The sequence below is a fragment of the Bacteroidota bacterium genome, assembly GCA_016720935.1.
In the GTDB taxonomy this organism is placed as follows: domain Bacteria; phylum Bacteroidota; class Bacteroidia; order AKYH767-A; family 2013-40CM-41-45; genus JADKJP01.
In genome coordinates this window covers 1,231,590-1,244,229 of sequence record JADKJP010000006.1, presented here as the reverse complement: position 1 = coordinate 1,244,229, position 12,640 = coordinate 1,231,590, and the positions used below count along the sequence as shown (strand labels likewise).

Annotated in this window: 13 protein-coding genes; 9 read left to right on the top strand and 4 right to left on the bottom strand. The window is 39.3% G+C overall.

Going from position 1 to position 12,640, the window contains the following annotated elements; genetic code table 11:
* Window positions 1-106: 106 nt before the first annotated feature.
* From IPP86_13375 to mltG, 4 genes are all read right to left on the bottom strand, one after another.
* Window positions 107-865, bottom strand: a complete 759-nt coding sequence (locus IPP86_13375; protein ID MBL0139500.1) for a TIGR00266 family protein — start codon at window positions 863-865, stop codon at window positions 107-109.
* A 93-nt stretch (window positions 866-958) separates the two neighbouring features.
* Window positions 959-2,371 (bottom strand): phosphoglucomutase/phosphomannomutase family protein, encoded by a 1,413-nt coding sequence (locus IPP86_13370; GenBank protein ID MBL0139499.1) that lies wholly within the window; start codon window positions 2,369-2,371, stop codon window positions 959-961.
* 78 nt (window positions 2,372-2,449) lie between these two features.
* Complete coding sequence (locus IPP86_13365; GenBank protein MBL0139498.1) at window positions 2,450-3,535, bottom strand: hypothetical protein; 1,086 nt, start codon at window positions 3,533-3,535, stop codon at window positions 2,450-2,452.
* 8 nt (window positions 3,536-3,543) lie between these two features.
* Window positions 3,544-4,563 carry an endolytic transglycosylase MltG gene (gene mltG, locus IPP86_13360; GenBank protein MBL0139497.1) on the bottom strand — a complete coding sequence of 340 codons (1,020 nt, stop codon included), beginning with the start codon at window positions 4,561-4,563 and terminating at the stop codon, window positions 3,544-3,546.
* 201 nt (window positions 4,564-4,764) lie between these two features.
* On the opposite strand from mltG, the gene IPP86_13355 reads away from it, so the two are divergent.
* From IPP86_13355 to phoU, 9 genes are all read left to right on the top strand, one after another.
* Entirely contained in the window at window positions 4,765-5,127 is a 363-nt protein-coding gene (locus IPP86_13355) for a hypothetical protein (GenBank protein ID MBL0139496.1), read from the top strand.
* 159 nt (window positions 5,128-5,286) lie between these two features.
* Window positions 5,287-5,664 carry a response regulator gene (locus IPP86_13350; GenBank protein MBL0139495.1) on the top strand — a complete coding sequence of 126 codons (378 nt, stop codon included), beginning with the start codon at window positions 5,287-5,289 and terminating at the stop codon, window positions 5,662-5,664.
* A gap of 2 nt (window positions 5,665-5,666) precedes the next feature.
* Window positions 5,667-6,362 carry a response regulator transcription factor gene (locus IPP86_13345; GenBank protein ID MBL0139494.1) on the top strand — a complete coding sequence of 232 codons (696 nt, stop codon included), beginning with the start codon at window positions 5,667-5,669 and terminating at the stop codon, window positions 6,360-6,362.
* Window positions 6,363-6,610: 248 nt separating this feature from the next.
* Complete coding sequence (locus IPP86_13340) at window positions 6,611-7,981, top strand: porin (protein MBL0139493.1); 1,371 nt, start codon at window positions 6,611-6,613, stop codon at window positions 7,979-7,981.
* 55 nt (window positions 7,982-8,036) lie between these two features.
* The gene (locus IPP86_13335; protein MBL0139492.1) at window positions 8,037-8,855 is read left to right on the top strand and encodes a PstS family phosphate ABC transporter substrate-binding protein; all 819 of its coding nucleotides are present in this window, start codon (window positions 8,037-8,039) and stop codon (window positions 8,853-8,855) included.
* 199 nt (window positions 8,856-9,054) lie between these two features.
* A complete protein-coding gene (gene pstC / locus IPP86_13330) occupies window positions 9,055-10,206 on the top strand; it encodes a phosphate ABC transporter permease subunit PstC (protein MBL0139491.1) in 1,152 nt (383 codons plus the stop codon).
* Window positions 10,207-10,214: 8 nt separating this feature from the next.
* Window positions 10,215-11,069 (top strand): phosphate ABC transporter permease PstA, encoded by an 855-nt coding sequence (pstA, locus tag IPP86_13325; GenBank protein MBL0139490.1) that lies wholly within the window; start codon window positions 10,215-10,217, stop codon window positions 11,067-11,069.
* 23 nt (window positions 11,070-11,092) lie between these two features.
* On the top strand, window positions 11,093-11,851 hold the full coding sequence (locus tag IPP86_13320; GenBank protein ID MBL0139489.1) for a phosphate ABC transporter ATP-binding protein: 759 nt from the start codon (window positions 11,093-11,095) through the stop codon (window positions 11,849-11,851).
* 69 nt (window positions 11,852-11,920) lie between these two features.
* Window positions 11,921-12,595 carry a phosphate signaling complex protein PhoU gene (gene phoU, locus IPP86_13315; protein ID MBL0139488.1) on the top strand — a complete coding sequence of 225 codons (675 nt, stop codon included), beginning with the start codon at window positions 11,921-11,923 and terminating at the stop codon, window positions 12,593-12,595.
* Window positions 12,596-12,640 lie beyond the last annotated feature (45 nt).

Sequence of the window (12,640 nt, the reverse complement as noted above, 5' to 3'; positions counted from 1 at the left end):
CCCCGGGAAAAATCATAATTTAAAACCTCTTTCAGAGGACTGTACATTCTATGCCGATTCATATACTCAATCAATTGAGTAAAGTGAATCTGTTGCGGAAGCGATGTTACTTATCTCCCGAAATCAGTGTTCCAAAAAGGCCACCGAGTCCACGGGATTCTTCACGGTTGTTGCCCCAACGGGAAGCAGAAATGATTCTGTCAGCAAGCCTTGAGAAAGGAAGCGTCTGGAGATAGACCACACCTGGACCAGTGAGCTTCGCATAAAACATTCCTTCACCTCCAAAGAGAACGTTTTTGAAACCACCTATGAATTGGATATCATAAGTCACCGAAGGTTGAAATGCGACAAGACATCCGGTATCAACACGTAAAGATTCATAAGGCTTTAACGTTTTTTGTATTACCGTACCGCCGGCATGGACAAAAGCCAATCCATCGCCCGTGATTCTTTGAAGAATAAATCCTTCACCACCAAACAAACCGGCTCCAATTTTTTTTGTGAATTCAACAGTGATATCGATTCCTTCCGCGGAGCAGAGATATCCATCCCGCTGACAGAGAAAGGACCCACCGAGTTCTTTTAAATTCAAAGGAATTATCTTACCGGGATATGGCGCAGCGAAGGTTACATGAGATTTAGCATTCCCGTTGTTCAAAAATGAAGTGATAAAGAAATTTTCTCCGGAAATGATCCTTTTCAATCCCTGAAATATTCCACCTCCGGAACTAGTTTGCATTTCTATACCATCCTCCATGTAGAGCATTGCTCCTACTTCAGCTCTTACAGCTTCTTTCGGATCAAGTTCTATCTCTACCGCCTGCATATCATCGCCGAATATTTTGAAATCTATTTCGTGAGCCATTACAATTGGGTGTGAGTTTGGGTGTGAGTGTGAGTGTGAGTCTGTAATTTTATTTCGAATTATAGGATAGAGTGAGACAAAACTCCAAATGGATTATCCATTTACCAGAGTCGCTTCTGCGGCTTTTAAAATTTCAAAGGCCTTTTCGCGGGTTGTCGATTCAGCGTATGTTCTCAGGACAGGTTCTGTTCCTGAAGCTCTTATCAGGAGCCATTCCTTATTCTCATCGTCAAAGAAATATTTGTAACCGTCAAGATCCTCAGTTCTTTTAATCACATATTTTCCAAATGATTTGTATGCACCCTTTGCAGTATTTTCAACAATTTTCTTTTTTACCTCTTCCTTCAGATGAAGATCATTGCGCTCAAAAGAAAAAGCTCCAACAATATCGTATACTTCCTGGATCAGTTCAGGCATTTTCTTTCCACTCTTGGCCATAAATTCCCAAATCACCAGGCCCATCCAGATTCCATCTCTTTCCGGAATATGACCTTTAATCGCAATACCGCCACTCTCTTCTCCTCCGAGGAGTACATCCTCAGTAATCATGATCTGACAGATATATTTAAAACCAATTTTTACGGTTTCAAGTTCAAGTCCATAATGCTTGCAAAGTTTTTCAACCTTCGGAGTCGTACTGAATGCGGTACAAACTTTTCCTCTCACCCCTTTGTACTTGTACAAATAATGAATCAGTAAAAGTATGATATGATGTGAATCGATAAAGTTTCCATTTCCGTCATACATACCGATCCTGTCTGCATCTCCATCAGTAACCAAACCGCTGTCGATATTTTTACGTTCCTTAATAAGCTCTCTGAACTCAGATAAATTCTTGTCAATCGGTTCAGGTGCCTGTCCATGAAAACCAGGATTGTTTTCACAATGCATCAGCGTGATATCCGGAAATAATCTGCGAATAACATTTTGTCCGGCTCCATACATCGCGTCATAAGCTAGCTTCATACCTGAATTCCGGATAGCATTCAGGTCAAAATTCTTTTCAACATGTCGGATGTAGTCATCTTCGAGTGCGACCCATTGAATCAGCCCTTTTTTATCCACATCGCCAATGCTTAATGAAAGGTCCGTACTTGAAGTTTCCGGAATCATATCTTCTATTTCCTGAACAAGATTTGGTGTAAGAGGGCCACCATAAGAACCTTTCAACTTAAAGCCATTATATGAAGGCGGATTATGTGAGGCAGTGATTATAATTCCCAAATCACATTTATATACAAGAGTTCCAAGGGAAATCATGGGCGTGGAAACAAAACCCTTTGCAAGAAATGTTTTTATTCCGTGAGCGGCCATTACTTTTGTTACTGTTTCCGCAAATAGTTCTCCTCCAAAACGGCAATCGTGTCCAACCATTACCGTTGGATTTTTCTTCAGCTTTAATAACCATTTCGCGGTCGCTTCAGATACCCTGGCGACATTTTCAACTGTAAAATCATGTGCGATAATAGCGCGCCAACCGTCAGTTCCAAATTTTATCTTATCCATTTTTTTATTGTTTATCTGCTTTAATTTTTACTTTCTTTCAAACGTTTGAAGCATGAACGGTCCTTCATTAGCCCTGAACTATTCATACTTCGCGAATTCTGTCAATACATTCCATTTCCATGTTTTCAATCCATTCAGAAATGCATCTGATTTTGCCGAATCAATTTCCTGAGAGTTAATTTTAAAAATGCGAAAATAAAACTCTTTTTCATTCAGAAAATCAGCTGGTGATTTAAAATCAACAAGAAAGTCCAGTTTTTTGAAATCCGTTGCTGAAAGTGAATCCAATGGTTTATCATCAACATAGATCCTTGCCATTTCAAACTCATAAACAATCTGATTATCCTGTTTTTTCCACCTTTCCCTCACTTCCATTCTGTTGACCAGAATTTTGCCCGGCTGCATAAAATTCCGGATTTTATCGCCTCCAAGATTGTAAAATACCTCACGGTTTTCATTCAGGAAGGATTGCAGAGCGGCAAGAAACGACTGTGACGCTTTTGTTCCGGGATTTTCTTCCTTTCCAAGTCCGTCAATTGTATACCAAAGTACCTTACAATCGAAAACGGGTGGATTGGTTTTTATATCCAGAAATTTCCTTACTTCTTCTTTCAGTTCAATTGCTTCCTTAAGGTTAGAGATCTGCTTTTCACCGTACTGAACAATGTTGTAGAAATAATACTTATTGGTAAGAATACTTTCGAATGATGTATAGCAATTGCCATTCGCATTTGTAGGAATTGGCGTATGCCTGAAGAGGTGATCGAGTGGATCTGCATCCACGTATCCGTATGAAATTTCTTCTCCATTGGCGGTACGGTTAGAAAAGTAAAAACCAATCGTATTCAACTCCCCGTCCTTTCTGGCAATATCCCACATTTCATAGATAAACAATTGTGCAGCTTTTGAAAATTCCATCCCGGATGATTCTTCAAGTTTGCGAAGTGTGGAAGGTTTAATCTGAACTTCCTTTTTTGGTGAATCCCACAGGGAAAGTCGGCCCGACATGATTTCATTATACACCAATGGTGGCAATTCCTTCACAATATTGTATCCAAGGGAGTCAGCCTGGTCACGTTCACTTAAAAAAAGTAAAACAGGTGTAGGAGCAGCGAGAGAAGTTGCCCTGTATAAAATGAGAATAAAGAGAATTAACTTTTGCATTTTATGAATTAAGAACGAATCCCTCTTCTATCAAGGGCCTTTTGGAATCTCCGCGCATTTAACAGGTGTTTATCATACGTTGAAGCAAAACTATGATATCCGCTGAAATCATCTCTGGCACAAAAATACATGTATTCGTGACGCGTATAATTCAGTACAGCATTAATGGATGAGGTTGTTGGCAGACAAATCGGACCAGGTGGTAGGCCTTTGTACATATAGGTATTATACGGAGAATCTATTTCTTTATAGATTGAAAGCACTCTGTTAATCGTAAAATCGCCCAATGCATAAACCAGTGTGGGATCTGCTTCAAGTTTCCAGTCTTTTTTATACCTGTTGAGATAAACTCCTGCGACAACCGGTTTTTCATCTTCCTTATTGGTTTCCAATTGAACAATAGATGCAAGAGTTGAAACCTGGACCTGTGTAAGTGGAATCGCCTTTGCTTTCGCAATTCTTTCCGCATTCCAGAATTTATCGTACTCCTTCTTCATTTTTTTTATGAATTGATCCGCGGAAGTATTCCAGTAAAACTCATAGGTATCCGGTAAAAACATTGAAAGAATATTCTCTGGAGTAAATCCCAGCTTCTGTGCATAATCAGGATCATTCAGTAAATTCAGTATAGAAGCTGATCTGGCTTCAATTTGCGCTGCAACGCGATCTGACAGTTCCTCCTTGGTGCGGATATTATTAAACACAACCATAACCGGCACCTGTTTTCCGGAACGAAGCAAGCTGATCAGCGACTTGTTGTTCATCCTCGCTGTAAGCTGATATCTTCCAGGTCTGACTTTTGTAACATAATTCATTTGTCCGGCTGTCCATCGAAAAGACTTTTCATCGATAAGCAATTTCTGATCATCCAGGATTTTAACTACATCTTCAAAAGTTGAACCTGTTGGAATCAGGATATACTGGGGACTTTTTTTACTGGTCATTACATTGGGAGAATAGATTTTTTTATAAATCAAAGTCCCCAGGACCGCGACAACAACTAACAGGATCAGTGCAATGATCCACATAAACTTTTTTAGTGAGCTCTTCTTTGTTGCCATCCTGATGGTATGCCTTGAAATAATCTCGCAATAATATGGTAATCAGAAAGTTGCCGCATTCCTGAAATCCAATATACCTGTAACGAAAATACACGCAATTTTATTAAGGCTTAATGCGGGAATAATTATTTCTCAACATTGAGACTGTTCCTTTACACTTAAAAAATTATGAAAATCTATGTCTACAATAGCCAGGAACAAGAAGCTTTCCGGTCATGCATCACAGTTTTGGCCAGGATGAAATTTAGTATTCAAACTGATGACCGGGAACGGGGAATGATCCGGGCAGTGAAACAATCCGATTCATTGGGAATGTACTCTCTTCTGGATATACAATTAGCCATTCATGGACAAGGTGTCAGACTTCTGGTTATGTCCAATAGTTTTTCAGGTACTAATGGCTCCTTTTTTCAGGATAACAATTACGAAAATGAATTCGCGGACATGTTTATCGAAGCACTGCAACCTTCTTGTTATGACAATGCCTTCAGGGTCCGTGAATACCAACCTGTCGTGGCTTTTCATGGATAAATTTCCCGAGTTGACCCTTTTTATACAAAGGAAAATGAATCATTCTGCCCGGCAGCTTTCTGTACAGAATCGAAACCAGACCTGAAAACGTTAACAGTATGTTTACATACGAGTAATGCCCAGTTCATGTCATGCGTGTACTTTTGAAATAAAATGAAAATGGAAACTCCTTTGAAAGTACTTGTTGTAGATGATGAGCCGGATATTGTAGAAATACTTTCATACAATCTCAAGAAGGAAAATTATATCGTATTTACTGCCAATTCAGGTGTTGAAGCCATTGCATCGACAGAAAAGAATCATCCTGATTTAATAATCATGGACATCCGGATGCCCGGAATTTCAGGTATAGAAGCCTGTAGAATTATCAAACATGATGATTTGATCAAGGACATTCCAATTTTGTTTCTGACAGCTGATTCAGATGAATACACCACCATGAACGCCATTGATGCAGGTGGAGATCATTTCATCACCAAGCCTATCCGCCCTGCCATTCTCCTTGGAATGATTAAAGAACTAATACAAAAGGCTTGATCATGCAATTTCAATCCAAGCCCTCCTATAGTGTACTCCTCGTCGCACCTCAGAAATCAGATATTTCAAGTCTTGATAAATCCCTGCAAGATTCAGGATTTATGGTAAACTGGATTCAGGAATATTCCAGAATCTCAGAAGCAATCAATAAAAACATTCCTGATGTAATTCTTCTGGATACTCTGCAAAAGGATCTCGCTTGTTTTGAACTCTGCCATTCATTGCGATCCACTTCTGAATTTAAACACAGCCGGATTCTCATTTTATCAGAAAAACTGGACGAAAAAACGGAAGTAGCTGCGTTCAATTCAGGTGCTGATGATTTCATACCACGTCCTATTAAAACAGAAGCATTGATTCGCAGAATTTACACACGAATTGGCGCGAATAGAAATTCCATTTCACTACAGGCTAAAATGGAAAGCCGGTCACATTTTTACATCGACCGGGAATCTTATTCTGTTTATTTAAATCATCAGCAAATTTCAGTTTCCAGAAAGGAATTTGAATTACTTCATCTACTGGCTTCACAACCTGGAAAATTATTCAGTAGGGAAGAAATTTTTCAAAAAGTGTGGTCCCGTACTTTTAATTCTAATGACAGGACCATTGATGTTCATATTTTAAGACTGCGTCGGAAGCTTGGAGAGAATTACATACAAACTCAAAAGGGTCTGGGTTACCGATTTTCCATATAATCACACAATTCAAGCAAATCAATCAGCTTGCGTCTTCTTCCAGGCATTTTCTAAAACTGTCAAAGTCAAAAGGTGCAAAAATCTCATTAAATACTGATAATCATACATTTAACTACAAGTAAATTCAGTATTGGGACTTAACACAATAGATACTCTCGGTTTACATTTAACATTCACTTAATATTGAAACCATATTGCAATAATTTACACTTGCGTCCTTTGAGCTTAAATAAATGAACCAATCACCCATGAAACAAAAGTTTACTAAAATCATTTTTCTTGTTGCTAATCTTATTGCAACAGGATCATTTGCTCAGGATGCTGAAGTGAATCCTTTAGACACTTTAACCAATCACGTAGCAGGTATTCGCTCAGAACTTGACGTTTTGAAACGGATCAAATTGAGTGGGTATATCCAAACTCAATTTCAATACGGTGATTCAACAGGTGCCGCTGCTTATAACGGTGGAGCTTTTGGAGCCGGAAATGATAAACGTTTTATGATCCGTCGTGGACGTTTAAAGGCACAATATGATGCTCCGGTAAATGACAAAGGAATTTCAACTTCTCAGTATGTTCTTCAATTTGATGTAACCGAAAAAGGACTTGCGATAAAAGACGCTTATGGAAAATTCACTGATCCATGGTCCGGTTGGTTCTCTGTAACTGCCGGTATGCAAAATCGTCCATTTGGTTATGAAATTGTTTATTCCTCCAGCCTTAGAGAAAGTCCTGAGCGCGGAAGAATGTCTCAATTGATATTCCCGGGTGAACGTGATCTCGGAGCAATGTTGAGTATCCAGGGGCCAAAAACTTCCAATTGGAACTGGTTGAAACTGGATGCGGGTTGGTTTAATGGAAATGGTGCACCTGGCGCTGGTGAAAATGTAAGTGATTTTGATAAAAAGAAGGACTTCATTGCCCACCTTGGAATGAACCGCACCACAAAATCTGAAAAGATTAAATATGGTCTTGGGTTTTCATATTATACCGGTGGTTACAGAATTGATACTGTCAATGTTTACAAATTCGGTGTGGATTCAAATGGTGTAAAAGGTTATGTGATTGAAAGCAAAAAAGACGATGTGAAATCAGTCAACATCAACACCCGGAATTTCACAGAAAGAGTGTATTACGGTGCTGACTTTCAATTCAGCATAGATTGGGCAGCTGGTTTGACTACACTCAGAGCAGAATATATCCAGGGCGATCAGCCTTCAGGAACAGGCAATACAGGAAGTACAAAAAGTATTAACTCTAACCTTCCTGTTACTACTGATATTTACAAACGTAAATTCAGCGGAGCCTATTTTTACTTCCTGCAGAACATCGCTCAATCACGTTTCCAGGCAATAGTAAAATACGACTGGTATGATCCAAATACTGAGATCGAAGGTGATGCAATAGGTAAATCCGTTACTTCAAATGCTGTCAAGACCAATTCTACTGATCTCAAATACACAACACTTGGTCTTGGATTAGCATACCGTTGGGATGCGAATGTGAAACTTACGGCCTATTACGATGTCGTAACTAATGAAACCAGTTCAAGTCTTTCCGGTTATACAAAAGATTTAAAAGACAATTCATTCACTTTAAGAATGCAGGTTAAATTCTAAATAGTAATTTCAACCAATTCAACAAACAAAACAGAAGTATCTAATCAAAAATAAAATGAAAAAACTAATTGTATTTGCATTAACCCTTGGGATTTCTGCAACTCTATCCGCCCAAAAAATAGTGATCAAAGGTAGTGATACAGTATTGCCACTTGCTCAAAAAGAAGCGGAAACTTTTATGAAAAAGAATACTGGTAAAAGTGTTACTGTTGTAGGTGGCGGAAGTGGTGTTGGAATCTCCGCACTCCTTGACAACTCAACGGATATCGCGATGTCCTCAAGAAAAATTAAAATGGATGAGCGAATGAAGCTTCAGGATGCAGGTCGTGCTTTCAAAGAAGTAATCATCGCGAATGATGCCTTATCCGTTATCGTAAATCCATCCAACAAAGTAGGTAAACTTACCCGTGAACAATTGGAAGGAATTTTTACCGGAAAAATTAAAAACTGGAAAGAAGTGGGTGGTGATGATCTTCAAATTATCGTTTACTCACGTGAAACCAGTTCCGGTACTTATGAGTTCTTCAAAGAACATGTAATGAACCGTAAAAATTACGCTTCATCTGTTTTGAACATGCCGGCAACCGGAGCAATCATTCAATCTGTAAGTCAAACCAAAGGTGCGATTGGTTATGTTGGCCTTGCCTATGTAACCAAAGAAGTGAAAGATGTAGCGGTTTCTTACAACCAGGGAAAAACTTATGTCAACTCCTCTGTGGAAGCGGCAAAAAATAAGACTTATCCTATCGTTCGTCCCTTGTATTTCTACTACCCTACTTCTAAAGAAGCAAGTGTAAAACCATTCATTGACTACGTACTGGGTGCTGAAGGGCAAGAGCTGGTAAATAAAGTTGGTTATATTTCTCTGAAATAAGTTGGGTTTTAGGGCACATTCCTGAAAATCAAAATTCATCCCCTTGAATTTTGAAACAGCGGTGGTAATTTTTTACCACTGCTGTTTGTGTAAGCAAACAAAAGTTGTGAATGAATTGTTACAACAAGATTAACAAAACAGCCAGGTGAAGCATTTTTTAAAAAGGTTTACTGAGAAGTTCATTGAAGGTTTGCTGCTGATGAGCGGTTCACTGACAACCATTACAGTTCTATTGATTGTAATCTTTCTTTTCAAGGAAGGTCTTGGCTTGTTTACCACTTCTCCACTTGAAAATCGCAACGTCATCGTCGTCAATAAAAATAATCCCGTTGAACATCTTACAGCGGCACAATTGAAACAAATATTTGATCAGCAAATAACCAATTGGAAAGATCTTGGCGGAAAGAATGATACGATATTGCTTTTTACGATCAATGATTTATCAGCATATTTTTCCGATGAAGAAATTGGCGAGAACTTTGAATACCTGCCGGAAAAACTCAACACTTTAGTTGACAGTATTCCGAACCTGCTAGCTGTTTACACTGACAAATACCTTGCAAGTGATTTGAAGGGGAAAATTGTGAAGGTTGACAAGAACAACATTCCCGATTTTCTCTTTGGAAAGGAATGGTTCCCCACTGCCGAACCGGCTGTCCAGCTTGGCGTTTTACCATTGATTCTCGGAACCTTACTCGTTTCCATTTTCGCGATTTTATTTGCCCTGCCGATTGGTATCGCCACAGCAATTTATATGGCGGAAGTAGCAAATGAAAGAGTTCGCAAAGTTTTGAAACCTATCATAGAATTACTTGCCGGAATTCCTTCCGTTGTGTATGGCTTTTTTGGCCTGATCGTTATTGTACCTCTAATTCATGATGTGTTCAACTTACCTGTCGGTGAAACTGCATTGGCCGGATCCATTGTTCTTGGAATCATGGCACTGCCTACAATCATCACAGTTTCTGAAGATGCCATTCGCAATACACCACGAAGCATGAAAGAAGCTTCTCTGGCTTTAGGAGCAAACAGATGGCAAACCATACATCGTGTTGTGCTGCCTTATTCAATGTCGGGCATTTCCGCAGCCGCTATCCTGGGAATTGGCAGGGCGATCGGGGAAACCATGGCTGTGCTCATGGTGACCGGAAACGCAGCTGTGATGCCACATTCTTTGTTGCAGCCAGTTCGTACAATTCCTGCAACAATTGCAGCAGAACTAGGTGAGGCACCTCAAGGCGGAGTTCACTATCAGGCATTATTCGCACTGGGATGTATTTTGTTCATCTTAACGCTGTTCATCAATATCTGGGTAGAAAAAATTTCGGCTAAAAGAAAATTTAAGAAATAAGTCGGCTTATGACTAAACAAGCGAAAGAAAATATTGCGTTCTGGACATTCAGAATTCTGAGCATTCTGGTTCTGGGAATTTTGTTCTGGATCCTGGAATTTATTTTTGTCAGAGGCTGGCATATGCTCAACTGGGATTTCTTAACGAAAATGCCAGAAGACGGAATGACAAAAGGCGGAATTTATCCGGCAATTATCGGAACTCTTTGTCTCGTAACAGGATCAATGCTTTTTGCATTTCCTATTGGAGTGTTGGCAGGAATTTACATCCATGAATACACAAATGAATCGAAGTTTAAAAGATTCATGAAATTGATGACTAATAATCTCGCGGGGATTCCATCCATTGTTTTTGGTTTGTTTGGAATGTCACTGTTTGTAAAAACACTGAACTTCGGGGATTCGATTCTAGCCGGATCGCTGACATTAGGACTTCTTGCTCTTCCTGTTGTTATACGCGTGACAGAAGAAGCTTTACTTGCAGTGAACGACAGTTTCCGTGACGGAAGCTATGCATTGGGTGCTACTAAACTTCAGACAATTCGCAAGGTTGTTTTGCCCATTGCGATGCCGAATATCATCACCGGACTAATTTTGTCAATTGGTCGTGTTTCCGGGGAAACAGCACCTATTCTTTTTACGGTTGCGGCTTATTTCCTACCGAAATTGCCAACTTCAATCTTCGATCAGGTCATGGCACTCCCCTATCACTTGTATGTAATTTCCACGAGTGGAACAAAAGTGGAAGAATCCAGAGATATGGCTTATGGTACGGCATTGGTATTGGTACTCTTTGTACTGATATTGAATTTACTTGCAAACGCTTTGAGAAGATATCTGGGAAACAAAGTAAAAATGAATTAAAAATTCCTTCGAATAATCCTGCTATGAATAAAATTGAAAGTAAAAACGTTCATCTGTACTATGGTGAATTTCATGCCCTGAAGGGAATTACAATGTCTATTCAGGAAAATACTGTCACTGCCCTCATCGGACCATCAGGTTGTGGCAAATCGACCTATCTCAGGCTTTTCAACAGGATGAATGATCTCATTGAAAATGTCAGAATTGAAGGTGATATATTACTGGACGGAAAAGACATTTATAAAAAATCAATCGGTATGCGGATTGATGAACTGCGTAAGAAAGTGGGGATGGTATTCCAAAAACCGAACCCATTTCCAAAAAGCATTTTCGAGAATGTAGCCTATGGGTTACGCGTCAATGGTGTTGAACATAAAACTTTTATTGAAGAACGAGTAGAAACGTCTCTACGTCAGGCAGCTTTGTGGGAAGAAGTAAAAGACAAATTAAAAAAATCAGCATTTGAATTGTCGGGTGGGCAACAACAACGTCTCTGTATTGCAAGAGCTTTGGCCAATGAACCATCAGTATTGCTGATGGATGAACCCGCATCCGCTCTTGATCCAATTTCTACTTCAAAAATTGAGGAGCTGATTTATGAATTGAAAAGCAAGTACACCATCATCATTGTGACGCACAATATGCAACAGGCCGGACGGGTGAGCGACAAAACAGCATTCTTTTACCTGGGAGACCTGATCGAATTTGACGATACCCCTGTAATCTTTACCAACCCCGCAGATCCCCGAACTCAAAGTTATGTAACCGGAAGATTTGGATGAGAACAAATCGGATTCCTGTTCTTTCGAAAAAGAAATTGTAAATTTATCCCATTAGAACTACAATAATTTATGACACATTTAGATGTTGAGCTGAAAAGGCTGAAGGATGAAAAAGTTGAGATGTTTGACCTTGTGATTTCTCAATTGAGAAAGGCGAAGTCGGCATTCCTGAATATGGACAATGCATTGGCAAGAGAAGTAAACTTCAATGAAAAAAGAGTCAATGCTCTTGAATTAAAAATTGACAAGGACTGCGAAAATATTTTCGCTCTATTCAATCCGGTAGCGATTGATTTGCGTTTTGTCCTGGCTGTTTTGAAAATCAATTCCAACCTTGAAAGGATAGGTGATATTGCGGATGGAATTTCTCGTTATGTCATGGAAACTGAAACTCCATTCGACTCTGAATTATTAAAAGTCACCAGGTTGGAAGAAATGTATGACGTGGCCATTGAAATGTTAACGGATGTTCAGCGCGCATTTGATGCGGAAGACGCCAAACTTTCACGGGGTGTTTTCAAGAAAGATGATATACTCGACGAAATCAATGGGAATGCTAATACTGTCATTGAAGAATATATCAAATCTCATCCGGATAAAATCAGTCAGGCATTACACATCGTTTCTACAATTCGAAAACTGGAACGTACCGGTGATCAGACGAAAAATATCGCGGAAGAAATCATCTTCTTTCTTGAAGCAAAAGTTCTGAAGCATCTTTCTGAAAAAGCGAAAAGTGAGTAACGAATGTATTTAAAATTCTTTTGCCTGAAAGTATCTTTCAGGCAA